A 24,036-nucleotide genomic window follows, 5' to 3' on the forward strand; every position below is an offset into this window, starting at 1 on the left:
CGCCTGGCGCGGCGGCTTCGGCCAGCCCGACCGCGCGGCGCTCGCTGCCGCCGGCGTGCCGGTGGACTCGCGCGATGCCGCCGCCGCTGCTGCCGCCGCCGAGGCTCAGTCGGCCAATGGCGGCCACAGCGTCGACAGCTTCCAGCGCGCGGTGCTGCGCCGCTACGAGCCGACCAGCAGCGAGCGCGCCAGCCAAATCATCAACGATCGCGCCGCCGCGCAGCCGGCCGGTTCGACGACCAATCGCTGGACTCTGACCGGGCAGAGCGCGCCCAACGCCCAGCAGCAGCGCCCGCTCGGCCGCGCAAACGCCATCCCGGAGCTGAGCGGAGTCCGCCGTCGTCCTGAGACGAGCAGCGAAGCGGCCCCGGCCCAGCCGCCCGCCGCGACCGCACCGGCCACCGAGACACGCTAACTCTCTGCAAAGCCCAAACCCTCCGAGCGGGGAGGGTGGTGCCCTCTACATGGTCCGGGTTTCCAGCTACTCCGCCGGCCAGCTCTCCAGAAGCTCGACGAACCGGCTCAGCCACATATTGGTCTGGTGACCGTCCACCACCCGGTGGTCGATGGTCAGGCTGACATAAGCCATCGGCCGGATCTGGATGGTGTCGACCCCGTCCACCTCGCGCACGACCACGCGTTTCTCCAGCTTTCCGATCCCGAGGATCGCCGATTGCGGCTGGTTGATGATGATCGGGCTGGCGAACAGGGAGCCGGACACGCCGTGGTTGGAGATGGTGAAGGTGCCGCCGGTCACATCCTTGCCGGTGAGCTTCTCCTTGCGCGCCCGCTCGACGAGATCGTCGAGGCCCGCGGCGATGCCCTTGAGGTTGAGCCGCTGGACCTGGCGAAGCACGGGCACGATCAGCCCCTTGTCGCCGAGCGCGGTGCCGACGCCTAGGTTGATATCGTCGAAAATCTCGAGCCGGTCGGCATGCCACCGGCTGTTGATCGCCGGAGCCACCTTCATCGCCTCCGCCGCCGCCGCGACGATATAGGCGGTGTAGGTGAGCTTGACGCCCTTCTTCGCCCACGCCGCCTTGTGTGCCTCGCGGTGGCGCTGGATCGCGCTGAAATCCGCCTCGAACACCGCGGTAACGTGCGGCGCATCGGTCACCGAGCGAAGCATGTTCTCGGCGATCTTCAGCCGCATACGGTCGTGCGGGACCGAGTGCGAGGCGATGCCGGTGCTCGGCGGATGCTCGACCCGCGGCTGGGCAGTGGTCGGCGGCCCGGCATGGGTGACGGTCGCCTCCGCCACCGCGCGGTCGACATCGGCGCGGGTGACGCGCCCGTTGCGCCCCGTGCCCTCGATCCGAGTCGGATCGATGTCATGCTGCAAGCACGCCCGCTTCACCGAGGGGGAGAGGCGCATCTCCCTGACCCCGTTCGCCCTGAGCTTGTCGAAGGGCTTTCCTTCTCGTTCTGAGTCATCAGGCAAGGGAGGGGCTTCGACAGGCTCAGCCCGAACGGAATGGGAGGCGGTTTCAGTCGCGGCTGACAGCCGCCCCAGCACCGCTCCCGGCAACGCCTCGGAATCCGTCTGAAGCAGAATCTCGGTCAGCACGCCCGAAGCCGGCGCGGGCACCTCCATCGCGACCTTGTCGGTCTCGAGCTCGACCAGCGGCTCATGCTCGGCGACCGTGTCGCCGACCTGCTTGAGCCAGGCGCGCACCGTCGCCTGGGTGCCTTCGCCTTCGACGGGAACGATGATGTCGATCATTTAGAAGCTCACCAGCTCGTCGATCTTGGCGCGGATCGCGTCGACCGAGGGCACGACATGGTCGAGCAGCACCGGGTTATGCGGGCTCGGCACGTCGGGCATGGTGACGCGCGCGACCGGCGCGTCGAGGTCGAGGAAGGCCTCGTCCGCAACCACCGCCGCGATCTCGGCGCCGAAGCCGCCGCTGCGCAGATCCTCGTGGACGATCAGGCAGCGCCGCGTGCGCCGCACCGACTCCAGCACCATCTCCTTGTCCCACGGCACCAGCGTGCGCAGGTCGATGACGTCGCCGGACCGCTCGCCCAGCGCCTCCTCGCAGCGCGGGGTCATCGCGCCCCAGGTCACGATCGTGATGTCGTCGCCTTCACGCGTCTTGCGCGCCCGACCGAACGGCAGGACGTAATCGTCGCCCGGCCACGGCCGCCGCGCCCAGCTGTCGTCCAGCATCGCGCGATGCTCGAAGAACACCGCCGGATCGTTGCCGCGCAGCGCCGCTCGAAGCAGCCCGACCGCGTCCTCGGCATTGCTCGGCGCCGCGACCAGCCAGCCGGGATTGTGCACGAACTGAACCTCGTTGGTCTGACTGTGCCAGGGGTCGCCGCACTTTAGGAAGCCGATCGGCATGCGCAGGACCATCGGCGCCGCGAAGCGGTTGTGGGTGCGCCAGCGCATCGTGCCGGTATCGTTGATCTGCTCGTAGGCCGGCTCGGCATATTTGCGGAACTGGATCTCGGGCACCGGCAACAGCCCCGCGATCGCCATTCCCACCGCGCGGCCGACAATGCCTTCCTCGGAAAGGCTGGTGTCGAACACCCGGTCGAACCCGTGCTTCTCCTGGAGGCCCTGGGTTACGCCATGGACGCCGCCCTTGGGGCCGATATCCTCGCCGAACAGAAGCATGCGCGGGTTGGTGGTCAGCTCCTGGTCGAGCGTCCGGCGGATCGCGGCCGCCATGGTGATTCGCGGGCCTTCGGGCTTCGGCTCGTCGCGCGAGGGCGGGGCGGTGTAGCCGTGGGTCCACTGGCCGCCTTCCTGCTGCATCTCGCCGTCGAACAGCACGCCCTTCAGAACCGTCGCAGGGTCGGCGACCGGCCGCGCCTCGGCGATCTCGCGCGCCTTGGCGACGACGTCCGCGGCTTCGCGCCCGATCGAATCCCATTCCTCCTCGCTGAGGACGGAGCCCACAATGTACGACTTGAGCTTGGGCAGCGGGTCGCGGCGCCACTCGTCCTCGACGAAATCCGCCGCCTTATAGGCCTGGGTGTCCTGGAAGCTGTGACCCTGGAGGCGCGGCACCTTGAGGCGAAGCAGGGCAGGGCCGTTGCGCCCGCGGACATGCTCGACCGCCTGGGCAATCAGCCGCGCCGCTTCCGCGGGCTCGGTGCCGTCGCCGGCGAAAATCTTGAGGTTGCCGAAGCTCTCCAGGTTGCGCGCGATGTCGCCGCCCGGGGTCTGGAAGGTCGACGGGACCGAGATGCCGTATTGGTTGTCCTCGATCGAGAACAGCATCGGCAGCTTCTGGGTCGTCGCGATGGTCAGCGCCGACCAGAAGCCGTTGGTCGCGACCGACGCGTCGCCGCCCAGAACCACCGCGATCGCGTCGGCATAGGCCGGGTCCTTCAAGACGTCCTGGTAATAGCGGATCGCCTGAGCCCAGCCGGCGGTCGGCGTATATTGCGCGCCCACGCCGCCGCACATCGGCAGCGCCGAGGGACCGGCCGGATTGGGAAAGTTGAACACGACGCCGATGTCGCGCCCGTCCGAATAGCCGCCGGCGCGGCCCATGTTGGAGCCCAATGCGTCCTCGAGCGGCACGCCCAGCGACAGCAGCAGCGGCCGCGAGCGATAATAGCCGCACACCGCGTCGGTCGGCTTGGTGAGCCGCGTTCCGAGCATGACCTGCGCCATGTCGTGGCCGCGCGCGCTGAACTGGTAGAGGACCTTGCGGCCGGGGACGAGCTCCTGCTCCTCGATCCGGTCGAGCTCGCGGCTGATGTGGACGAGAGTGGCGATCCGTCGCCAGTCAAAGTCAGGGTCCGGCGCGTTGCCGCCGGACTTGCTCGATGTTTCTTTGGCAGGCGCCGCGGCGGCCATCACAGATTCTCCGGAAGCCGGGCGACGACCGCACGCGCAAAACGCTCGACATTGTCGTCCGACAGGCCGGCGACGTTGAAGCGGCCCGAATTGGCCATGTAGATCCCCTCCTTCTCACGCAGGTCCGCGACCGCGGCGCCTCCGATCGGCAGGATCGAGAACATGCCGTTCTGTTCGTTGATATAGGCCAAACGCGGGTCGAAGCCGGCGATGCGGGCGCGAAGCGAGCGGATCCGCGCGCACATCTCGGCAAGCTCGGCGTGCCAGTCGGCGGCGAGCTCCGGCGTGTCGAGGATGATGCGCACGACCGCCGCGCCATGGTCCGGCGGCATCGACCAGATCGTGCGGGCGATGACCATCAGGTTGGAATAGACCGTCTGCGCCTGGGACTCGTCCGCAGCCTTGACGTGGAGCGAGCCGACGCGGTCGCGATAGACTCCGAAATTCTTGTCGTTGGAATGGGCGACCAGCGCCTGGTCGGCCGCAGCGATGACCAGCCGGGCGCCGGCGGCGTCTTCCTCGAGCCCGTGGCCGAGGCCTTGATAGGCCATGTCAATGAACGGGATGAGGCCGCGGCGGGCCACCAGGTCGGCCACCGCCTGCCACTGGTCGGCGTTGAGGTCGGCGCCCGCCGGGTTGTGGCAGCAGCCGTGGAGCAGGACGAGGTCTCCGGCCCGCGCCGTCTCCAGCGCCGCCATCATCTCGTCGAACAGGACGCGCCGTCCCTCGCAGTCATAATAAGGATGCTCGACCAGCCCGACGCCGGCGCTTCCGATCAGCGGTACATGGTTGGGCCAGGTCGGCTGGCCGACGAAGATGCGCGCATTGGGATTGGCGGTGCGGATCAGCTCGGCGCCGAGGCGAAGCGCGCCGCAGCCGCCCGGGGTCTGCAGGCCGACGATGCGCGGATCGCTCGACGCGCCGGCGCCGAACACCATGTCCTTCATCAGCTCGACGAAGCGCACGTCGCCTTCGCCGCCGAGATAGGCCTTGGTCTCCTGGGTCTCGTTGAGGATTCGCTCGGCCTTCTTGACCGCGCGCAGGATCGGCGTGTTGCCGGCCGCGTCGCGATAGACGCCGACGCCGAGGTCGATCTTGTCCGGCCGCGGGTCGCGCCGGACCATTCCGATGATGGCGAGCAGTGAATCCCCCGGTTGCGGATTCAGCCCCTCGAACAAGCGAGCCCGTTCGCGCTGCTCCATATCCGCCATCGCCGTCCCTTCCGTGATCATGGCGTGCGCATACAGCCAAGTGCGGCCAGTGCAAAATTGCGGCCGACCCCCTTGAACCGTGTCGGAGCCGTTCCTAACTCATCCGTGCGGGACCGGGCCCCTCTGGCGACCAGCGCAAGCTGCTCGTGATGTCGGACCGCATCGGGTTAGCTCGATGCAGGTTCGGACCTTTGGCCCAAATCTCATTCATTCGCGCCGACCCGATCGATGAAACTATCGAACGGAGACGGCAATGAAGAAGCTTTTCAGACTCTTCTGGATCTTCCAGATCATCGCGGACCTCCGCGGTCACCGCCGCCACGCGCATCATGGCGGCCATGGCTATCGCCGCTCGCGCAGCCACTACCCGCTCTACCACCGCTCCCATCGTCACTCGCTCGTCGAGCATGCGCTTCGCCGCCTGTTCGGCGGCCGGCGCTACTAACAGGGGAGATCGGGCGTGGATTTTCTCCTGAGTGATTTCCTGGGGACGCCGCTCTGGTTCTGGGCGGCGTTCCTCGGCATCGTCGTCGCCTTGCTCGTCCTCGACCTCGGCGTTCTTCACCGCAAGCAGCGCGAGATCGGCGTTCGCGAAAGCCTGATGATGTCGGGCTTCTACATCGCCATGGGCCTCGCCTTCGGCGCCTGGGTGTGGATCGAGCGCGGCGACACCGCCGGCCTCGACTACGTCACCGGCTTCCTCGTCGAGAAGAGCCTCGCGATGGACAACGTGTTCGTCATCGCGATGATCTTCGGCTACTTCGCCGTGCCTCGGATCTACCAGCACCGGGTGCTGTTCTGGGGCATCATCGGCGTCATCCTGCTGCGCGGCCTGATGATCGGCTTCGGCACCGCCCTGGTCGATAATTTCGGCTGGGTTCTCTACATCTTCGCCGCCTTCCTCATCTACACCGGCATCAAGATGTGGACCTCGGCGGACGAGGAATATGAGGTCGGCAAGTCGCCCATCCTCGCCTGGATCCGCAAGCGTTTCCGGGTGAGCGACGAGCTTCACGGCGAGCGCTTCTTCGTCACCAAGGCGGACCCGGTGACGGGCCGCGCGGTGCGCATGATCACGCCCTTGTTTCTGGCGCTGATCATGGTCGAGATCGTCGACGTCGTGTTCGCGGTGGACTCGATCCCGGCGATCTTCGCGATCACCACCGACCCGTTCATCGTCTATACCTCGAACGTGTTCGCGATCCTCGGCCTTCGCGCGCTCTACTTCGCGCTGTCGGCGATGATCGACCGCTTCCACTATCTGAAGCACGCGCTCGCGGTGTTGCTGGTGTTCATCGGCTCGAAGGTGTTCGTCGCCGACCTGTTCGGCCTGGCGAAGTTCCCGCCGGCCGTCTCGCTCGGCCTCACCGTGGCCATCCTTGCGACCGGCGTGGTATATTCGCTTCGAAAGACCGCGCCGGGCCGGGGAACCGCCGTGCCCTCCAGCGATTGAATCGGAGGCGAATCGATCCACAGTAGGTGAGAAGGCGATGGCAGCGCGCGCATATTGGAAGGGCCAGATCAGGCTGGCCCTCGTGTCGATCCCGGTGGAAATCTACACCGCGACCAAGAGCGGCGCGACCATCGCCTTCAACCAGATTCACGAGCCGACCGGCAAGCGCATCCGCTACGAGAAAGTAGTGGAAGGCGTCGGGCCGGTCGACCCGGACGAGATCGTCAAGGGCTACCAGATCGAGAAGGGCAATTACGTCATCCTCACCGACGAGGAGATCGAGTCCGCCAAGCTCGAGAGCAAGAAGACTCTGGAGCTCACCCAGTTCGTCGACGCCGACGAGATCGACGTCCTCTATTTCGAGAAGCCCTATTACGTCGTCCCGGCCGACGACCTCGCCGAGGAAGCCTATATCGTGCTTCGGGAGGCGCTGAGGCGCACCAAGAAGGTAGCGATCGGCCAGCTCGCCCTGCGCGGCCGCGAATATGTCGTGAGCCTTAAGCCCTGCGGCCGCGGCATCGTTCTGGAGACGCTTCGCTACGCCGACGAGGTCCACAAGGCGCAGGGCTATTTCCGCGACATCGAGGATTCAAAGCCCGACGAGGAACTCCTCGACCTCGCCGAGACCCTGATCAGCAAGAAGTCCAAGCCGTTCGACCCGGCCCTGTTCCACGATCATTATATCGATGCGCTCAAGGACATCATCGAGCGCAAGTCGAAGGGCAAGACCATCCACACCGACGAGGACGACGACAAGGCGCCCCAGAAGGGCATGAACGTCGTCGACCTGATGGCCGCCCTCAAGAAGAGCATCGCCAAGCCCGGCGCCGCCAACGACGAGGAGGCGCCCAAGCGAAAGCCGGCGGCGAAGAAAGCGCCGGCCAAGAAGGCGCCCGCGCGTAAACCCGCCGCCAAGGCCGCCCCCGAGAAGAAGCGCGCAGGCGGTAGGCGCTGAGCTCTCCGCCCGTGGCCAAGGACGACCCGCTCTCCAAATACAACGCCAAGCGGGACTTCACGAAGACCGCGGAGCCCGCGGGCACCTACGACAAGCTCGCCTGGGGCCATGGCGACGGCTTCATGGTGCAAAAGCATGACGCGAGCCGCCTCCACTGGGATTTCCGGCTGGAGCTGGACGGCACGCTGAAGAGCTGGGCGGTGCCCAAGGGGCCGAGCCTCGACCCCAAGGAGAACCGCCTCGCGGTCCGCACCGAGGACCATCCGCTCTCCTACGCCACCTTCGAGGGCACCATCCCCAAGGGCCAATATGGGGGCGGCACGGTGATGCTGTGGGACCGCGGCACCTGGGCAAGCCTGCCGGGCAAGGACCCGCGCAAGGGGCTCGAGGAAGGCCACCTCCACATCATCCTCGATGGCGAGCGGATGAAGGGCGAATATGTGATGTTCCGCCTGAAGCCGCGGTCCGGCGAACGCGCGGAAAACTGGATGCTCAAGAAGGTCACCGACGATCATGCCGGCGCGTCGGGCGGCCTCGTCGAGCGCTATCTCACGTCGATCAAGACCGGCCGCTCGATGCAGGAGATCGCCGCGGGCAAGAAGGCCAAGGAGCTCAAGTCCTGGGTCACCGGCATGAAGCCCAAGCCCGCGGCCAAGGCCAAGCCCGTGGCCAAGGCGAAGGTCGCGCCCGCGCCCGCGCGCGACCAAGCCCTCCGCCGCGCCGGGGCCAAGGCGCTCAAGATGCCGGCCTTTCGCGAGCCGCAGAAGGCGACTCTCGTGGATCACGTGCCGTCGAGCAGCAACTGGCTGTTCGAGATGAAATATGACGGCTACCGCGCGCTCATCGCGGTGGCCGGCGGCCGCGCCAAGGTGTTCACCCGCTCCGGCCTCGACTGGACCGGCAAGTTTCCCGAGATCGCAGCCGCGGCCGCCGAGCTGGAGGTCGCAAGCGCGCTCCTCGACGGTGAGATCGTCTCCGTCGACGATCAGGGCCGCACCAGCTTCTCGGCGCTCCAGCAGGCGATCAGCGAAGGGGGCAGGGGCCTCACCTGCTTCCTGTTCGACGTCCTCCAGGTCGACGGAGACGACCTCGCCAAACTCCCGACGATCGAACGCAAGCAGCGGCTCGCGTCGCTGCTCGGCCCCGGCAAGCCGCCTTATCTGATCTACGCCGAGCACATCGTCGGCTCGGGCGACGAGCTGCTCGATGCGATGTGCGAGGCGGGGCAGGAGGGCGTCATCGCCAAGAAGGCCGACGCGCCCTACCGCTCCGGCCGAACCAAGACCTGGCTCAAGATCAAGTGCACCCGCCGCCAGGAATTCGTCATCATCGGCTGGACTCCCAGCACCAGCAAGACGCGCGGCCTGAGGTCGCTGCTGCTCGCAGTCAACGAGGGCGGGGAGCTGCGCTACGCCGGCAAGGTCGGCACCGGCTTCTCGATGACCACCGAGCAGGATCTGCTTTCCAGGCTGAAGCGGCTCGAACGCAAGAAGGCCGCGGCCGACGTGCCGCGCGCGGAAGCCCGCGGCGCCCATTGGGTCCGGCCTGATCTGGTCGCCGAAGTGACCTTCGCCGAATTCACCAGCGAAGGCGTCGTTCGCCATGCGAGCTTCCTCGGCCTGCGCAACGATAAGCCTGCGTCCGAGGTGGTGCGTGAAACCGAGTCCCCGCTCGTCCTGAGCGAAGTCGAAGGGCGTTCCGCGCAGAAGTCGGGCAAACGCCCGTCCGCTGCTTCAGGCGGCGTCAAAGTCACCAACCCCGAACGCGTCATCTATCCCGACGCCGGAATCACCAAGGGCGAGCTGTTCGAATACCAGGAAGCGGTCGCCCCGCTGATGCTCGAATGGGCCGCCAACCGCCCGCTGAGCCTGGTTCGCTGCCCGCAGGGCCTTGCCGACAAATGCTTCTTCCAGAAGCATGACAGCGGCAGTTTCGGCAAACACGTCCACCACATCCCGGTCACCGAGAAGAACGGCGAGACCGAGGATTATCTCTATGTCGACGACGCGGCCGGTCTGCTCGCGTGCGTGCAGATGGGCACGATCGAGTTCCACGGCTGGGGCTCGCTCAACGCCGACATCGAGAAGCCGGACCGCCTCGTCTTCGACCTCGATCCCGACGAAGGCCTGGGCTTCGCCGAGGTGAAGCGCGCCGCCAACGACCTTCGCGCGATCCTCGCCGACATCGGCCTCCAGACCTTCCCGATGCTGACCGGCGGCAAGGGCGTCCACGTCATAGTGCCGCTCCAGCCCAAGGCCGAATGGCCGGAGGTCAAGGACTTCGCCCAGCGCTTCGCCGTCGCCCTCGCGACGAGCGAGCCCGGCCGCTTCACCGCCAATCTCGCCAAGGCCAAGCGCAAGGGCCGCATCTTCATCGACTATCTGCGCAACCAGCGCGGCGCGACCGCGATCATGCCCTATTCCGCCCGAGCCCGCGACGGCGCCCCGGTCGCCGCGCCGATCGCCTGGGACGAGCTGGACGAGATGGAAGGCGGCAACCGCTTCACCATCCGCGACGCGAAGCTGCTCTTGAAGCGCGCCTCCTCGCGCAAGCTGCAGGGCTGGGGCGAAGCGAACCAGGTGTTGCCGGAGCTATAGCTGGGTCCACAGCCAGGCGGTCGCGCCGAGCGTGACCAGCGCCGCGACCGCGAGCCGCCAGGCGGGCGCGCCGCGCATCTCCTCGACCCCCTCCGGAGCGCCGCCGCGGCCGGTGAGCATCGGGCCGACCAGATTCTTCCGCTGCACCAGCGCGTAATAGAGGATCGCGGCGATGTGCAGCGCGATGAAGACGAGCAGCACGTTGAACAACGTCTCGTGAAGCTCGGTGATCGTCTCCACCATGTCCTCGTCGAGCCACAGCGACAGCGGCCCGAACACCTCGCCGTCATCGTCGGTGGCGAACAGGCCGAGACCGGCCTGCACGGTCAGCAACGCAAGCATCGCCGCGACGCTGAGTCCGCCGAGCGGATTGTGCCCGACGACCTTGGCGGCGTGACCATTTAGATAGGACATGACCGCGCGCGGCCCCCTGATGAAGCTCGCGAAGCGCGCGGTGGAGCTTCCCATCAGACCCCACAACAGCCGGAACAGGATAAGCGCGAATGCGCCGAGCCCGAGCAGTACGTGTATCTCCGCCTGGTCGTTCTCCGCGGTCCACCACAAGGCCGGGATGAGCAGCACGAGCAGCCAGTGAAACGCGCGCGTCGGCCAATCCCAGATGCGCACGCGCGGGCGCTGCAGAGCGCCCGGCGCGGCGTCCGGTTCGATCACCTTTCAGGGCCGCGATAGCGGTCGTGGCAATTGCTGCAGGACTTGCCGAGGTCCTGCGCTGCCGTGCGGATGGCGTTCACGTCGCCGCCCTGGGCCACCCGGTTGAAACGCTGCGCCTGCTCCAGATAGCGGGCATGGGCCTGGCTGAACCCCTGCGGATCCGACCACACTTCGGCCTTGGCGCGGCTCTTGGTGTGGACGTCGGGGCCCGATCCGGCCGGGAACCAGCTCGGGATCTGTTCGGCGAGACCGGCGAGGGTCGCCGCCTCGCGCTGGATCCGCGGCACGTCGGGCGATCCGCCCTTGAGCTCGCGATTGATCGCCTTCAGCGAGTCGCCCATCTCCTCGTAGCGCTCGTGGCGGATGTCATAGGCCTGCTGGGGAGCGACCGAGCCCGGCGCCGCGGACGCGACCGCGTTGCCGGTGGCATTGTCCGGCACCGGCTGATTCGTGGAGGCCTGCTCGGTCTGGTTGCAGGCGGCGACCGCGATCAGTGCGGCGATGCTGGCGGTAAGCAGTACAGGCTTCATGAACCTCTCCGGCTTCGTGACCCCTGAACGGGCGAATGCCGGGCGCAATCCGCGAAAGCAAGCGGCGGTTCCCGTCCCAAATGAAAAGGCGCCCCGGCCGAAGCCGAGGCGCCTTCCCTACAGGACCGGACATTACGCCGTCCGGCCGAACTCGTGCGCTGCGTTTAGTTGCAGCGGTTGCGGTCGTTGCCGCGCTCGACCTCGCGGCCGATCAGCGCGCCGACCGCGCCGCCGAGGATCGCACCGATAGTGCGGTCGCCGCGGCCGGCCACCTGGCTGCCGATCAGCGCGCCGGCGGCGCCGCCGATCAGGATGCCGGTCGTGCCGTCCGAGCGGCGGCAATAATAGCGGCCGTCATTCCCGCGCCAGGTCGGGCCGCTGTAATAGCCCTGCTGGTTGTAATAGCGGCTGTACTGTCCGCTATTGTACGACTGCGGGTAATAGCCGCCCTGGTTGTAGCCGTAGCTGTTGCCGTAATAGCTGTTGCCATAGCGGGCCTGCTGGCGCTGCATTTCCTGCACCCGGCGCATCTCGCGGCGGGTGACCCGGCCGTCACGGTTGAGGTCGTAGGGGCTGTAGCTCTGGCCATAGCCGCCATAATATTGCGCCGCGGCGGGCGCGGAGAAGCTCGGGATGGCGACGGCGGCCGCCACGATGCCGAGTGCGATCTTGTTGCGCATCTTGTAACTCCTATTCATCATCCGCCGCGGGAAATTTCCCGGCGTTGAATAAGGGTTTACCCTGATTCGGCTGATCTCGGCCTGAACCCGATCGTTAGCGTTCGTTCAGGTTCGGGCGGCTTTTGCTGAACCGAAGCCAGGTTTCCGGGCGGCTATTCCGCGGGCTGAGAGGCCGCGGCCGGCGTGACGCGCCGAGGCTTGCGCTTCGCCGCCTTCGGGAACCAGAAGCTCCAGGTCGCGAGCGTGCCGAGCAGGAACAGGCTCAGGCCCGATAAGGTCAGCATGAGCCGCCACAGCAGGCCGCCGACCTTGCCCGCGTGGACCGGATAATATTTCTCCCCGATCGCCGAGGCGGTGTCGCCGGCCGCCGGATCGTCGACCGAGAGGACGCGTGCCGTAGCCGGGTCGAGATAGACATAGCTGCGCCCGTTCGGAGTCCACTCGAAGGCCTGACGCATGCGCAGCACGAGCGGCGCGCCGGGCTCCTTCGGCATCATCAGGCGGCGCGGCACGGCCTCGGGGAAGGCCCGCTGCGCCGCGGCCATGACCGCCTGCCAGTCCGTGTCGGGCCCGACCGCCCCTGCCGCCGCCGGGCGGGCCGGGGCAGCGGCCGCCTTCGCCCAGGGCGACAGCAGCGCGTCCGACAGTCCCGGAAAGACCATGAACGCGCCGGTCAGCGCGGTCAGGATCAGCAGGGGCGAGGCGACGACCCCGATGTCGCGATGCTGGCGGATGATCGCGCTCTTCGTCAGCTCCGTCGGCCACAGTCGGAACGCGAATGTGCGGCGCGTTCGCCACCACAGGATCAGGCCGGTGACCGCGAAGGCGAGCAGAAGCAGCCCGAGCACGCCGGTCACGACTTTGCCGGTCTCGCCCATGAACAGATAATGGTGGAGGTCGAACAGCCACAGCTCGGGGCGCCCCCACAGGCTGTCCCAGCGATCCACGACCATGCCGCCTTGAGTCAGATAGGCGCCGCCGCCATTGGTGTAGATGGCCTGGTGAAGTCCCATCCCCTCGTCGGCGAAGGTGATTCGGCTGAGCGCGGGGTCGACGGCAATCGCCGCTTCCACCGCGGCGCCCGTCGCGGCCGAGTCCACCTGCAGGGCGTCGCCCGTTCCGGGCAGCCCGATCCAGGCTTCCTCCCACACCAGCACTGTGCCGCTGAGCGCGAGCACAGCCAGCAGCAGCCCGGCGAACCCGCCCGTCCAGCGATGGAGAAGGGCGAGCCAGCGCCGCATCAGAAGCGGTAATCCCAGCTCAGGGTGAAGGTCCGTCCCCGCCCGGCGAAGAAGGCGAAATTGTCCGTCGGCCGACGGGTGTCGCTGCTGTAGTCGACATATTGCGCATTGAGCAGGTTCTGCACGGCGAGGCTAATTCCGCCCAGGCCGGTGTCGTAGCGGGCATAGGCGTCGACCACGTCATAGCCGCCGAAATCGTTGCGCGGATCGCGGACCTTGCCGACGAAGCTGCGCGACAGATAATGCTGGCTCTGCAGGCGCAGCGCCAGCGGCCCGCGATTAAAGATCGCCGCGAGGTTCAATCTGTCCGGCGAGATGTTGACGCCGTCGAGGTCGGTGTCGACGATCCCGTCGGGCGTCGAGTCGCTGTCGTAGCGGCCCTCGAGGTCGGCGTAACCGATCGACAGACGGAGGCCGTCGATCGGGGTCGCGATGCCGAGATTGACCTCGATGCCCTCGATCTCGACCCGCAGCCGCTCAACGTCGAAGACGTTGTTGGCGTTGAGGAAGAGCAGCTGGCCCTTGTCGCTCGACGACCAGAAATAGCTGACGCTGGCGTCGAGCGGTCCGCGCCGAACCTCGACTCCGACCTCGCGGTTGTTGGAGACGATCGGGCTGATGTCGAGGAAGCTGTCGATGTCGACTCCCGGAGTGCCGATCGAGCGGGTGATCCGGCCGACGTCGGGAACGGTGAAGCCCTCGGCATAGCTCGCATAGGCGCGCACGCCCTGCAGCGGCTCGACGATGATTCCGCCGTTGAGCAGCAGGTCGTCGAAGGTCGGGCTGCCGCCGGCGACGTCGACGCCTTCGTAGCGTCCCAGCGTTCCCAGCGTGGTCGAGGCGATCGAGCGATAATCGTCGATCTTGATCTCGATATTCTCCCAGCGCGCGCCGCCGGCGAGGCGGAACAGGCCGTCGAGAAGGCGCAGGTTCAGCTGAGTGAACGGCGCGAGGCTCCGGAAGTAGGTCGGCGGCACATAGGTGCGGTCGGTCGCGATCAGGCGCTGCTCGGTGCGGTCCCACAGCGCGTCGAGGCCGACCGTCGCGGTGAGGTCCTCGAAGCCCGGGATGGCGCGCTCGTAGCTGGCGCGGGCGCCGATCTTGCGGGAGCGGTTCTCGGTCTGGTCGAACAGGGTGCCGACGGGAGCGATTGTCGGGTCCTGCTGGCTCGGCTGCGGGTTGACGTCGGCGCCGAAGGTTTCCTGGGTTCGGCTGACGAAGAGCTGGCTGGTGAAATTGCCGCCCCACAGGTCGCCGTCGGTCAGCGACAGCGACGCGCTCTCCGCGAGATTGGTCGCCGGCAGGAGCGGCGGAGTGCCGATACGCGAGCTCGTCGGAAGGCCGGTCAGGCGGTTGCCGGCGACCGGAACGTACCGATGGTTCCCCTCGAGCTCGAAGCGGGACAGGATGAGGTCGAGCCGCGCGCTGGACGACAGCTCATAGCCGAACCGCCCGAACAGCGAGACCGCGTCGGAATCCATCGTCTCGCCCTGGGTGAGGTTGATTCCGACCGGGCGCCCCTCGGCGTCGTAATAGAGACCGCGCGTTTCATAGGCGGCGCCCACCGAGGCGTCGAAGCGGCCGGCGCGGTACTGGGCGAGCCCCGCGACCTTGCTTCCGAAGCCGTCGCCGTTGAAATCGTTGTCGAACGTGCCCTGGACCAGCGCCCGGCCCGACAGCCCCTCAACGCGCGGCGCGCCGACCGTGACCTGGTTGACGATTCCGCCGGTGCCGCCGATGCCCTGGAGCGCGTTCGACCCGTAGATCAGCTCGACCCGGTCGACGAAGAAGCCGTCGATGGTGAAGCCGTCGCGGCTTCCGTCGCGAAGCGGCGTCGACTGCGGGATGCCGTTGATCGCGTAGAGCGGCGAGCGGCCGCGCAGCGTCTCGCCGGCGCCGGACAGCTTCTGGCGCGTCGGCGAGAAGGACGGCGTGAGGTTGGCGACCGCATCTGTCACCGATCCCGCGATCGCGATCTGCTGGTCGAGGTCTTCCTTGCCGATGACGTCGATGGTCAGCGGCAGCGCCGACGGCGGCAGCGCGGTGCGCGCGGCGGTCACCACGACAGTGTCGGAACTCTGCTCGGTTTCGGCGGCGCCCTCGGCGGATTCGACGGCACCATCCGCCTCGGCATCCGGGATCGCCGGCTGCGCGAATGCCGGACCGGCGGTCAGGGCGAGGAGAGACACTGCGGCCGTGGCCGCGACACGAATTCGACGCATACTGGAAGCAACCCCTGGATGTTCTGCGCCGCGGCTAGCATCCCCGAACCGGCAATGCAATGCGAACGCTTCGCAATAGCAAACAAGATCCTGCGGCTGATCAAAATTCGTGTGTTATCCAAATAATACACACCCCCCTTGCGCAGGATGGAGGCGGGGGCCTATCTCTGGCGGGAGATGGAGAGACGGGGAGTAAGGTCGATGGCTACCCAGACGACGACGGGCGAAACCACCTTGACGCTCGAGCCTCCGGCGCCGCTGACGCCGGTGTCGGCTCATCAGGCCGCGGGGCTGGTGCCGCTCGACGAGGGCCAGAAGAGCCAGCTCGAGCAGAAGGCCGACGAGTTCATCAACGAGCTGGTCGCCCTCGACGCCAATTCGCCCGCCTTCGGCCAGAAGGTCGATCAGCTCACCAATATGGGCCGCAAGGAGATCACCGACGCGGCCAATTCGTCGAACCGCTTCCTCGATCGGCCGATCAGGGCGATCGACAAGGATACGGGGATCGGCGCCAACCTCACCTCGCTTCGCCGAGTCGTCGAGGATCTCGATCCCGGCAAGAACGGCGCCTTGAGCCCCAAGCGCAAGTTCCTCGGCATCATCCCGATGGGCGGGTCGCTGACCAATTATTTCCGCAAGTACCAGTCGTCGCAGACCCACATCTCGAAGATCCTCGGCCACCTCGGTTCGGGCAAGGACGAGCTCCTCAAGGACAATGCCGCGATCGACGTCGAGCGCGCCAATCTGTGGAAGACGATGGGCCGGCTCGAGCAGATGATCCACATCTCCAAGACGCTCGACGAGCGGCTCGAGAACAAGGCCGCCGAGCTCGACGCCACCGATCCGGCCAAGGCCAAGGCGATCCGCGAGACCGCGTTGTTCTACACCCGCCAGCGCACCCAGGATCTGCTCACCCAGATGGCGGTGACGGTTCAGGGCTATCTCGCCCTCGATCTCGTCAAGAAGAACAATGTCGAGCTCGTGAAGGGCGTCGACCGCGCGTCGACCACCACCGTCGCCGCCCTGCGCACCGCGGTCACCGTGGCCTCGGCGCTGACCAACCAGAAATTGGTCCTCGACCAGATCACCGCGCTCAACACCACGACCGCGACGATCATCGACCGCACCGGCGAGCTGCTGAAGTCGCAGACCGCCGAGATCCACAAGCAGGCGGCGTCCTCGACCATCCCGCTCCAGACCCTGCAGCGCGCCTTCCAGAACATCTACGACACGATGGACGCGGTCGACCGCTTCAAGCTGGAGGCGCTCGGAAGCATGAAGCAGACCGTCAACGTGCTCACCACCGAAGTCGAGAAGAGCCAGGGCTATATCGCCCGCGCGGAAGGCGTCGAGCAGAGCCGTATCGCCAACCAGACCTCGCCGTTCACGGCGATCGAGGGATAGGATGGACTATAGCGAGATCGTCCGCGTCACGTCGAGCTTCGATGCCTTCCAGCATCGCGACGACACGCGCGATCTCGGCTCGCTGGTTCGCAAGCGGCGCAAGCGCGGCACCGTCGCGGTCGCTCGGCGGCTGACCAATGTCGGGCTGGCCATCGCCGCGCTCATCTTCGCGACCATCGCCTTCGGGCTCGTCGTCGGGCCGATCGGCCTCAGCGGGCTATTCTTCGTCGTGATCGCAATGGTCGTCTTCGCCGTTCTCGGCCTCGGCGTCGCCCCGGCGCTCGCCGCTCGGGAACGGCCGGTCGAGCCGTTCAAGGAGGACATGCCGAACAAGGCGGTCGTCCAGCGGCTCGGCAGCCTGTTGAGCCGCCACCGAACGGCCCTTCCGCCCGCGGCCGGAAGCCGGGTCGACGCGATCGGCGCCCAGCTGCCGATGCTGGAGAGCCAGCTCGCCACCCTCGATCCCCTCAACCCGCTCGCCCAGGACGCGCGCCGCCTGATGGGCCAGCATCTGCCCGACCTCATCACCCGCTACGAGGCCGTCCCTACCCAATATCGCAGCGAGCGGGACGGTGATGGCATGAGCGTCGACCAGCGCCTCGTCGCCGGCCTCGATGCCGCCCGGATTGCGCTCGACGATCTCGGCCGCAAGCTCGCCAAGGACGAGCGCGACGCGTTCGAAACTCAGGGCCGCTTCATCGAGAGCCGTTACCGCGACGACGGCCCGCAGCCCGGGGCCTGACCATGCGCCGAGAGTTCGAGGACCAGCTGCGCCGCCAGTTCGGCTCGCAGGCCGCGCGCGAGGCCAACAAGCGCCGGCTCGAGCGCGGAGTGCGAGCGGTCGGCCGTCGCCTGCGCAACGCCGCCATCGCCTTCGTCGCGATGCTGCTGCTGATCATCGCCGGCATCTCGACGGGCGTTCTCGGCTGGATCACAGCGCCGCTCGCTTTGATCGCCACCTTCATCATCTCCGTGCTGGTGCTGTTCTGGCCGTCGAGCGGACGCGGCCAGGGCCACGATCTCGGTCCAGTGATCGACGCCACCGCCGCCCACCGCCTGGACCGGCTCGCGTCGCAGACCGAGGATTGGCTGGTCCAGCGCGCCCGCGGCCTGCCGCATGAGGCCGCGCCGGCGCTCGACCGAATCGTCGCCCGCCTGCGCGAGCTCGAGCCCGCGCTCGCCGGCACCTCGTCGGACACGTCGGACGGCGGCGAGGCCCAGCGGCTGATCGGCCAGCATCTGCCGGGCCTGGTCAACACCTGGCTCGGCCTGCCGCCGCAGCAGCGCGCGCCGGGCTCCGACCACAGCCGACGCCTCGCCGACAGCCTCGCCATTGTCGCCGACGAGCTCGATCATCTGTGCGAGAAGGTCGGCTGCGAGCGAATCGCCAGCTTCGACGTCGAGCGCCGGTTCATCGAAACCCGCTACCGCGACGGCGACGGCCTCAGCCTCGACAAGCGTCCCTGACGGGCGGCTTGCTCCCGACGACGCTTAGCCCGTAGCGGAACGCGATGCTCCGCCGCCTGCTCCCCGACCGCTTCATCCTGTGGCTGATCGGGGCGGTCGCGCTGGCGATCGTCGCGCCGGTTTCCTCCGCCCCCGCCCTGGTCGTCGACTATGTGACCTACGCGGCGATCTTCGCGCTGTTCTTCCTGCACGGCGCCCGACTCCCGCGCGAGGCGCTGGTCGCGGGTTTCGCCGACGTGAAGCTCCACGCCGCGATCCTGTCCGTCACCTATGGTGTGTTCCCGCTGATCGGCCTCGCCATGATGTTCCTGATGCCGGGCCTGCTCGATCCGATGATCTGGACCGGCATCCTGTTCCTGTGCTGCGTTCCGTCCACCGTCCAGAGCTCGATCGCCTACACCTCGATGGCGGGCGGCAACGTCGCCGGTGCGGTCGCTGCCGCCGCTTTCTCCAACATGGCCGGCGTGTTCGTGACGCCCTTGCTCGCCGGCCTGCTGCTGGACGCCCAGGGCGCGGCGATCTCGCCGTCGGGGATCGGTCGCATCTTCGTGCTTCTGTTCCTGCCCTTCATCCTCGGCCACGCCATGCGGCCGTGGGTCTTCCCGCTGATCGAGAAGCGCCCGGCGCTGACCACCGGAGTCGACAAGGGCACGATCCTGCTCGCCGTCTACGGCGCCTTCTCGGCGGCCATGGTCGACCGGGTCTTCGACCAGCTCCCGACCGCGCAACTCGCCATCCTCGTCGGCCTGTGCCTGCTGCTGCTCGCCTTGGTCCTCGCGTCGGCCTGGGCGATCGGCCGGCTTGGCGGCTTCCCGAGCGGAAGCCGCGACGCGATCCTGTTCTGCGGCTCGGTCAAGAGCATCGCCAGCGGCGCGCCGATGGCGAAAGTGCTGTTCCCGGCCGCCGCGGTCGCTCCGGTTCTCCTGCCCTTGATGCTCTACCACACGCTCCAGCTGCTGGTCTGCGCCAGCATCGCCGGAGCGCTCGCGCGGAGGCGGGCGGGCAATCCTCTGGCAACCCGCTCGTCCTGAGCGCAGTCGAAGGGCGTCCGAACCGCAGCCCGTGCCTACGCCCTTCGACTTCGCTCAGGACGAGCGGAAATTTCCGAGCCTAGCTCTGGCTGTGCTCGCCGCCCGGGTCCGTGATCCCGTCGAGCGCCAATGCGGCGATGTCGTGCTCGTTGGAGCGGCTGATGTCGCCCAGCGCGACGATCCCGACCAGCCTCTGGCCATCGCGGCTGACCACCGGCATCCGGCGCACCTGGCTTTCGCTCATCTTCGCGGCGACTGCTTCGACATCCTCGTCCTCGAAGCAATAATGGATGTCGGAGGTCATCGCCTCGCGCACCGGCGTGTCAGGTCCCATCCCTTCGGCAACCGCCCGCACGGCGATGTCGCGATCCGTGACCATGCCGAGCAGCCGCTCGCCGTCGCATACCGGGACCGACCCGGCGTCGGCGCGCAGCATGAAGCTCGCGGCTTGCTGGATGGACTGGTCGGGCTTCACCGTCTCGACATCGGCGGTCATCACGTCTGCGACTTTCATCGGGCACACTCCTACTGGGAATCTGCCGACAAAACGGGCGGTTCGGCACCGCCGTTCCAGTCTTTCAGCCGATCAGGAAATCATCCCGTCGAAAGCCGCGTGGTCAGCGCGCCGGCTGTCCCGGCTGCACCAGGTCGATCTCGTAGAGCCGCGGCCAATATTTGCCGGTGACGAACAGCCGGTCGCGCTGCTGGTCGTAGGCGATGCCGTTGAGCACCGCGTCCTGGTTGTCGCCATTGTCGCGGACCAGCCCGGACAGGTCGATCCAGCCGGTGACGTTGCCGCTCTGCGGGTCGATCCGGGCGATGCGCGGAGTCATCCACACATTGGCGAAGATCTCGCCATTGACCCATTCGAGCTCGTTCAGCTGCGTGACCGGCTGGCCGTTCGCCATCACCGTCAGCCGCCGCCGCTCGCGCAAAGTCTCAGGGTCGAGGAACCTGAGCTCGGCGGTGCCGTCGCTCATGATGATGTCGGTGCCGTTCTGCGTCAGGCCCCAGCCTTCGCCCGGATAGCGCCAGGTGCCGGTCTGCCTGAGGCTCTCGCGGTCCCAGCGGAAGCCGATGCCGTCCTGCCAGGTGATCGAGATGATCTGGTCGCCCCAGTTGACGATGCCCTCGCCGAACATGCCTGGCGGAATCGGCACGCTCTGCACCACCCGGCCGTCCTCGACATTGACCCGGCGGATGGTCGACTGGCCGACATGGCCGGTGCTCTCGAACAAATGCCCGTCGAGGAAGAACAGCCCCTGTGTGAAGGCGCGCCTGTCGTGCGGATAGGTCGCGGCGACGGTGTAGCCGTAATTGACCGGCTCGGCGCCGAGCGTGCTCGCCGTCGAGGACTGCGGCGCCGGCGCGGCCTGGCAGGCGGCGAGGAGGAAGGCGATGCCGGCGATACGCATAGTCACTCCGGTTCAACGACGCTGGTCATTGCGATCAGCGTAGCGGCGAAGCGATCCATCTCCAACGGCCTAACTACGGCCTGTTCATCGTGAGCAGGTCGTAGGTCGCGACCACTTCGTCCTTCTGGTTGAAGATCGACACCGCCCAGCGCACCTCACCGCGCTCCTCGTCGCGGACGCTCTTCGATTTGACCGTCAGCTCAACGCGCATGGAATCGCCCGGATAGAGCGGCGTCTGGAAGCGGAGGTTCTCGAGACCGGTATTGGCCAGAACCGGCCCCGGTGCAGGCTCCACGAACAGGCCGGCGGCGAAGCTCAGGATGAGATAGCCGTGGGCCACGCGGCCCTCGAAGATCGGGCTCGCCTTGGCCGCTTCCTCGTCCATGTGGGCGTAGAAGGTGTCGCCGGTGAAATGGGCGAAATGCTCGACGTCCTCCAGGGTGACGGTGCGGCTCGCGGTTTTCAGCGTGTAGCCGATGTCCAATTCGCTGATGCGCAGGCGGAAGGGGTGGGTGTCGCCGGTCGGCTTGTCCGCGCCCGGAAGCCATTGCTTGACCACCTTGGACAGCATCTCCGGCGCACCCTGCAGAGCGGTGCGCTGCATATAGTGGGTGACGCCGCGAATGCCGCCCATCTCCTCGCCGCCGCCGGCGCGGCCCGGACCACCATGGACCAGGACGGGGAGGGGAGAGCCGTGGCCCGTGCTTTCCTTGGCCGAGGTGCGGTCGAGGATCATCATCCGGCCGTGATAGGCGCCGGCGCCCAGCACGAAATCCTCGGCCACGCGGTTGTCATAGGTGAACAGCGACAGCGCCAGGCTGCCCATGCCGCGATTGGCGAGCGCCACCGCGTCGTCGAGATCCTTGTACGGCATGATCGTCGACACCGGCCCGAACGGCTCGACATCGTGGATCGCCGGCGAGCCCCAGGGGTCGTCCGAGCGAAGCAGGATCGGCTCGAGGAACGCGCCGCCATTGCCCCATGACCGGTCGGGGTCGCCGGCGACGACGCGCGCCGAGCGCGACAGCTCGGCAACGGCGGCCCGCACGGAGTCGCGCTGGTCCTGGCTGGCGAGCGCGCCCATCGTCACGCCTTCCTCGCGCGGGTTGCCGATCTTCACCCTGGCGAGCCGGTCGGCGATCGCCTGCTGGACCGCGTCGAGATGCTCGGCCGGCGCCATCGCGCGCCGGATCGCGGTGCATTTCTGCCCCGCCTTCACCGTCATCTCGCGGACGACTTCCTTGACGAAGAGATCGAATTCCGGAGTCCCCGGCGCCGCGTCCGGCCCCAGCACCGAGGCGTTGAGGCTGTCGCGCTCTGCAATGAACCGGACGCTCTCGCGCGCGATCACCGGGTGGCTCTGAAGCTTCATCGCCGTCGCCGCCGAGCCGGTGAAGCTCACCACGTCCTGAAGCGTCAGATGGTCGAGCAGGTCGCCGGTCGATCCCGCGATGAACTGGAGCGCGCCCTGCGGAAGCACGTCCGCCTCGATCATGATCCGGAACGCGGCCTCCGCCAGCCACGCCGTCGCCGACGCGGGTTTCACGATCGCCGGAACGCCCGCGAGCAGGGTCGGGCCCAGCTTCTCGAGCATTCCCCAAACCGGGAAGTTGAACGCGTTGATGTGGACCGCGACGCCCTGAAGCGGCGTGTATACGTGCTGGCCGACGAAGGTGCCGCCGCGCGACAGCGGCTCCATCGCCCCGTCGATCAGCACGCGGCTGTTGGGAAGCTCGCGCCGGCCCTTGGACGAGAAGGAGAAGAGCGTGCCCGCGCCGCCCTCGATGTCGATCCAGCCGTCGGTCCGGGTCGCGCCGGTCTCGTAGGACAGCTCGTACAGCTCCTCCTTGCGCGCCATGATCGCGTTGGCGAGCGCCTTCAGCATCCACGCCCGCTCGTGGAAGGTGAGCTTACGCAGCGCCGGTCCGCCGACGTTGCGCGCGTGATCGAGCATTGCCTTGAAGTCGAGCCCGCTGGAGCCCGTCGCCGCGACCACCTCGCCGGTCACCGCGCTCGGCAGCTCCACGAGACTGCCCGCGCCCTGAACCCACTGGTCGCGCGCATAATTGAGGAGGGTCAAAGGCTTCATCTGGTCATTTTCCCGTGAAATTCGGAGCGCGCTTTTCCATGAAGGCGCGCACGCCCTCGCGATAATCCTCGCTGAAGCCCAATTCACGCATCGCGTCGCGCTGGCGCTCCAGCTCCTGGTCGAGGCTCTGGCCCCAGCTTTCGCGGATCATCCGCTTGATCGCCGCAAGTCCGCGCGGCGCGCCGCCCGCGAACTTGGCCGCCAGCCCATCGACCTCGCCGTCGAGCTGGTCATCCTCGACCGCCTTCCAGATCAGCCCCCAGTCGGCGGCTTTCTCCGCCGGCAGCGGCTCGCCGGTGAGGGCCAGACCGAGTGCGCGTGCCTGGCCGACCAGCCGCGGCAGTACCCACGTCCCGCCGCTGTCGGGGATGAGGCCGATCGCCGCGAACGACTGGATGAACTTTGCGCTCTTCGCCGCGATGACGATGTCGCAGGCCAAAGCGATGTTCGCGCCCGCGCCCGCCGCGACGCCGTTGACCCGCGCGATCACCGGCATCGGCAGGCTGGTGAGCTTGCGGATCAGCGGGTTGTAGTAGCGCTCGACGGACTCGCCGAGGTCGACCGCCTCGCCCGGCGCCACCGCCCGGTCGTTGAGATCCTGCCCGGCGCAGAAGCCGCGCCCGGCCCCGGTGATCACCAGGCAGCGCGCGTCCGCCAGCTTGCCGAGCGCGTCGGCCACTTCCCAATGCATCTGCACGGTGAAGCTGTTCAATCGGTCCGGGCGGTTGAGCGTCAGCCGCGCGACGCGGCCGCCCAGCTTGAAGTCGATGGTCTCGTAAGCCATGCCCGCTCCCATGAACGCAGATGAAGTGGCCGACAAGGTCGCGCGCGCCATGCTCGCCGCCGAGGGCACCGGCCCCGCCTGGGGCATCGAGATCGAGGAGGTGCGCGAGGGCTATGCCCGCATCCGCATGACGGTGCGCGCCGACATGCTCAACGGCCACCGCCGCGCCCATGGCGGCATGGTCTACGCGCTCGCCGACACCGCCTTCGCCTATGCCTGCAACAGCCGCAATCTGCGCAGCGTCGGCGCGCAGGCGACGATGGTCTTCCTCGACGCTGCCGGGGAGGGCGACGTCCTCGTCGCCGAGGCGCAGGAGGCCGCCCTCGTCGGCCGCTCCGGCGTCTACAATGTCAGCGTGCGCACCGCCGACGGCCGCGCGATCGCCGAGTTCCAGGGCTTCTCCCGCTCGATCGGCGGCGAGTTCGTCGAGCTCTAAGCTCTCTCCAGATCGGAAGAGGACACGCTTGG

Annotated in this window: 22 protein-coding genes; 10 read left to right on the top strand and 12 right to left on the bottom strand. The window is 67.6% G+C overall.

Translation table 11 applies throughout. The annotated features are described in order from the left end of the window. Nucleotides 1-415: hypothetical protein (locus G7B71_RS13565; protein ID WP_207774805.1), on the top strand; the 415-nt coding region annotated here is incomplete at its 5' end. 66 nt (nucleotides 416-481) lie between these two features. Here G7B71_RS13565 and G7B71_RS13570 read toward each other — a convergent pair. Genes G7B71_RS13570 through G7B71_RS13580 form a run of 3 tightly spaced genes read right to left on the bottom strand, consistent with a single transcriptional unit; the run spans nucleotide 482 to nucleotide 5,049 of the window. Beyond that, nucleotides 482-1,723 carry a 2-oxo acid dehydrogenase subunit E2 gene (locus G7B71_RS13570; protein WP_166041780.1) on the bottom strand — a complete coding sequence of 414 codons (1,242 nt, stop codon included), beginning with the start codon at nucleotides 1,721-1,723 and terminating at the stop codon, nucleotides 482-484. Then, the gene (locus tag G7B71_RS13575; RefSeq protein ID WP_166041782.1) at nucleotides 1,724-3,817 is read right to left on the bottom strand and encodes a transketolase C-terminal domain-containing protein; all 2,094 of its coding nucleotides are present in this window, start codon (nucleotides 3,815-3,817) and stop codon (nucleotides 1,724-1,726) included. It abuts the gene before it with no gap. Continuing rightward, a complete protein-coding gene (locus tag G7B71_RS13580) occupies nucleotides 3,817-5,049 on the bottom strand; it encodes an amino acid aminotransferase (RefSeq protein ID WP_166041784.1) in 1,233 nt (410 codons plus the stop codon). The genes G7B71_RS13575 and G7B71_RS13580 overlap by 1 nt, the downstream gene beginning before the upstream one ends. 232 nt (nucleotides 5,050-5,281) lie before the next feature. Here G7B71_RS13580 and G7B71_RS13585 point away from each other — a divergent pair, with 232 nt between their 5' ends. The 4 genes from G7B71_RS13585 to ligD are packed head-to-tail and all read left to right on the top strand — an operon-like array spanning nucleotide 5,282 to nucleotide 10,033. Next, entirely contained in the window at nucleotides 5,282-5,473 is a 192-nt protein-coding gene (locus tag G7B71_RS13585) for a hypothetical protein (RefSeq protein ID WP_166041787.1), read from the top strand. A gap of 15 nt (nucleotides 5,474-5,488) precedes the next feature. Then, nucleotides 5,489-6,481: a TerC family protein gene (locus G7B71_RS13590; RefSeq protein WP_166041789.1), complete on the top strand. Its 993-nt coding sequence runs from the start codon at nucleotides 5,489-5,491 to the stop codon at nucleotides 6,479-6,481. Between the two features lie 37 nt (nucleotides 6,482-6,518). After that, entirely contained in the window at nucleotides 6,519-7,436 is a 918-nt protein-coding gene (locus tag G7B71_RS13595) for a Ku protein (RefSeq protein ID WP_166041791.1), read from the top strand. Between the two features lie 11 nt (nucleotides 7,437-7,447). Next, a complete protein-coding gene (gene ligD, locus G7B71_RS13600; protein ID WP_166041793.1) occupies nucleotides 7,448-10,033 on the top strand; it encodes a DNA ligase D in 2,586 nt (861 codons plus the stop codon). Here ligD and G7B71_RS13605 read toward each other — a convergent pair. From G7B71_RS13605 to G7B71_RS13625, 5 genes are all read right to left on the bottom strand, one after another. Next, complete coding sequence (locus G7B71_RS13605; protein WP_166041795.1) at nucleotides 10,028-10,705, bottom strand: cytochrome b/b6 domain-containing protein; 678 nt, start codon at nucleotides 10,703-10,705, stop codon at nucleotides 10,028-10,030. The genes ligD and G7B71_RS13605 overlap by 6 nt on opposite strands. Then, a complete protein-coding gene (locus tag G7B71_RS13610) occupies nucleotides 10,702-11,235 on the bottom strand; it encodes a cytochrome c (RefSeq protein ID WP_166041798.1) in 534 nt (177 codons plus the stop codon). The genes G7B71_RS13605 and G7B71_RS13610 overlap by 4 nt, the downstream gene beginning before the upstream one ends. 164 nt (nucleotides 11,236-11,399) lie before the next feature. Then, entirely contained in the window at nucleotides 11,400-11,915 is a 516-nt protein-coding gene (locus G7B71_RS13615; RefSeq protein WP_243406248.1) for a glycine zipper 2TM domain-containing protein, read from the bottom strand. Between the two features lie 152 nt (nucleotides 11,916-12,067). Continuing rightward, the gene (locus G7B71_RS13620; RefSeq protein ID WP_166041800.1) at nucleotides 12,068-13,156 is read right to left on the bottom strand and encodes a PepSY-associated TM helix domain-containing protein; all 1,089 of its coding nucleotides are present in this window, start codon (nucleotides 13,154-13,156) and stop codon (nucleotides 12,068-12,070) included. Further along, complete coding sequence (locus G7B71_RS13625; RefSeq protein ID WP_166041802.1) at nucleotides 13,156-15,378, bottom strand: TonB-dependent receptor; 2,223 nt, start codon at nucleotides 15,376-15,378, stop codon at nucleotides 13,156-13,158. The genes G7B71_RS13620 and G7B71_RS13625 overlap by 1 nt, the downstream gene beginning before the upstream one ends. Before the next feature lie 201 nt (nucleotides 15,379-15,579). On the opposite strand from G7B71_RS13625, the gene G7B71_RS13630 reads away from it, so the two are divergent. Genes G7B71_RS13630 through G7B71_RS13645 form a run of 4 tightly spaced genes read left to right on the top strand, consistent with a single transcriptional unit; the run spans nucleotide 15,580 to nucleotide 19,280 of the window. Then, entirely contained in the window at nucleotides 15,580-16,782 is a 1,203-nt protein-coding gene (locus G7B71_RS13630; protein ID WP_166041804.1) for a toxic anion resistance protein, read from the top strand. Between the two features lies 1 nt (nucleotide 16,783). Then, nucleotides 16,784-17,524: a hypothetical protein gene (locus G7B71_RS13635; protein ID WP_166041807.1), complete on the top strand. Its 741-nt coding sequence runs from the start codon at nucleotides 16,784-16,786 to the stop codon at nucleotides 17,522-17,524. A gap of 2 nt (nucleotides 17,525-17,526) precedes the next feature. Continuing rightward, entirely contained in the window at nucleotides 17,527-18,249 is a 723-nt protein-coding gene (locus G7B71_RS13640) for a hypothetical protein (protein WP_166041809.1), read from the top strand. A 44-nt stretch (nucleotides 18,250-18,293) separates the two neighbouring features. Next, the gene (locus G7B71_RS13645; protein ID WP_166041811.1) at nucleotides 18,294-19,280 is read left to right on the top strand and encodes a bile acid:sodium symporter family protein; all 987 of its coding nucleotides are present in this window, start codon (nucleotides 18,294-18,296) and stop codon (nucleotides 19,278-19,280) included. A 79-nt stretch (nucleotides 19,281-19,359) separates the two neighbouring features. Here G7B71_RS13645 and G7B71_RS13650 read toward each other — a convergent pair whose 3' ends face one another. The 4 genes from G7B71_RS13650 to paaG all read right to left on the bottom strand — a co-directional run bounded on the left by G7B71_RS13650 (nucleotide 19,360) and on the right by paaG (nucleotide 23,568). Next, the gene (locus G7B71_RS13650; RefSeq protein WP_166041813.1) at nucleotides 19,360-19,794 is read right to left on the bottom strand and encodes a CBS domain-containing protein; all 435 of its coding nucleotides are present in this window, start codon (nucleotides 19,792-19,794) and stop codon (nucleotides 19,360-19,362) included. 103 nt (nucleotides 19,795-19,897) lie between these two features. Beyond that, nucleotides 19,898-20,695 carry a glutaminyl-peptide cyclotransferase gene (locus G7B71_RS13655; protein ID WP_166041815.1) on the bottom strand — a complete coding sequence of 266 codons (798 nt, stop codon included), beginning with the start codon at nucleotides 20,693-20,695 and terminating at the stop codon, nucleotides 19,898-19,900. A gap of 73 nt (nucleotides 20,696-20,768) precedes the next feature. After that, entirely contained in the window at nucleotides 20,769-22,784 is a 2,016-nt protein-coding gene (gene paaZ / locus G7B71_RS13660; protein ID WP_166041817.1) for a phenylacetic acid degradation bifunctional protein PaaZ, read from the bottom strand. 4 nt (nucleotides 22,785-22,788) lie between these two features. After that, nucleotides 22,789-23,568, bottom strand: coding sequence for a 2-(1,2-epoxy-1,2-dihydrophenyl)acetyl-CoA isomerase PaaG (paaG, locus tag G7B71_RS13665; protein ID WP_166041819.1), 780 nt, complete (start codon nucleotides 23,566-23,568; stop codon nucleotides 22,789-22,791). A gap of 10 nt (nucleotides 23,569-23,578) precedes the next feature. Here paaG and paaI point away from each other — a divergent pair, with 10 nt between their 5' ends. Beyond that, nucleotides 23,579-24,004: a hydroxyphenylacetyl-CoA thioesterase PaaI gene (gene paaI / locus G7B71_RS13670; protein WP_166041821.1), complete on the top strand. Its 426-nt coding sequence runs from the start codon at nucleotides 23,579-23,581 to the stop codon at nucleotides 24,002-24,004. Nucleotides 24,005-24,036: the final 32 nt, after the last annotated feature.

This window comes from Sphingosinicella sp. YJ22, assembly GCF_011320075.1.
Classification (GTDB): Bacteria; Pseudomonadota; Alphaproteobacteria; order Sphingomonadales; family Sphingomonadaceae; genus Allosphingosinicella.

Bases quoted from the DNA above. Each gene is read 5' to 3' on its own strand.
- G7B71_RS13585 (WP_166041787.1), top strand. From the start codon at position 5,282: ATGAAGAAGCTTTTCAGACTCTTCTGGATCTTCCAGATCATCGCGGAC.
- G7B71_RS13650 (WP_166041813.1), bottom strand. From the start codon at position 19,794: ATGAAAGTCGCAGACGTGATGACCGCCGATGTCGAGACGGTGAAGCCC.
- G7B71_RS13620 (WP_166041800.1), bottom strand. From the start codon at position 13,156: ATGCGGCGCTGGCTCGCCCTTCTCCATCGCTGGACGGGCGGGTTCGCC.
- G7B71_RS13570 (WP_166041780.1), bottom strand. From the start codon at position 1,723: ATGATCGACATCATCGTTCCCGTCGAAGGCGAAGGCACCCAGGCGACG.
- G7B71_RS13625 (WP_166041802.1), bottom strand. From the start codon at position 15,378: ATGCGTCGAATTCGTGTCGCGGCCACGGCCGCAGTGTCTCTCCTCGCC.
- paaG (WP_166041819.1), bottom strand. From the start codon at position 23,568: ATGGCTTACGAGACCATCGACTTCAAGCTGGGCGGCCGCGTCGCGCGG.
- G7B71_RS13655 (WP_166041815.1), bottom strand. From the start codon at position 20,695: ATGCGTATCGCCGGCATCGCCTTCCTCCTCGCCGCCTGCCAGGCCGCG.
- G7B71_RS13630 (WP_166041804.1), top strand. From the start codon at position 15,580: ATGGCTACCCAGACGACGACGGGCGAAACCACCTTGACGCTCGAGCCT.
- G7B71_RS13640 (WP_166041809.1), top strand. From the start codon at position 17,527: ATGCGCCGAGAGTTCGAGGACCAGCTGCGCCGCCAGTTCGGCTCGCAG.
- paaZ (WP_166041817.1), bottom strand. From the start codon at position 22,784: ATGAAGCCTTTGACCCTCCTCAATTATGCGCGCGACCAGTGGGTTCAG.
- G7B71_RS13635 (WP_166041807.1), top strand. From the start codon at position 16,784: ATGGACTATAGCGAGATCGTCCGCGTCACGTCGAGCTTCGATGCCTTC.
- G7B71_RS13575 (WP_166041782.1), bottom strand. From the start codon at position 3,817: ATGGCCGCCGCGGCGCCTGCCAAAGAAACATCGAGCAAGTCCGGCGGC.
- G7B71_RS13595 (WP_166041791.1), top strand. From the start codon at position 6,519: ATGGCAGCGCGCGCATATTGGAAGGGCCAGATCAGGCTGGCCCTCGTG.
- G7B71_RS13610 (WP_166041798.1), bottom strand. From the start codon at position 11,235: ATGAAGCCTGTACTGCTTACCGCCAGCATCGCCGCACTGATCGCGGTC.
- G7B71_RS13580 (WP_166041784.1), bottom strand. From the start codon at position 5,049: ATGATCACGGAAGGGACGGCGATGGCGGATATGGAGCAGCGCGAACGG.
- G7B71_RS13615 (WP_243406248.1), bottom strand. From the start codon at position 11,915: ATGCGCAACAAGATCGCACTCGGCATCGTGGCGGCCGCCGTCGCCATC.
- paaI (WP_166041821.1), top strand. From the start codon at position 23,579: ATGAACGCAGATGAAGTGGCCGACAAGGTCGCGCGCGCCATGCTCGCC.
- G7B71_RS13645 (WP_166041811.1), top strand. From the start codon at position 18,294: ATGCTCCGCCGCCTGCTCCCCGACCGCTTCATCCTGTGGCTGATCGGG.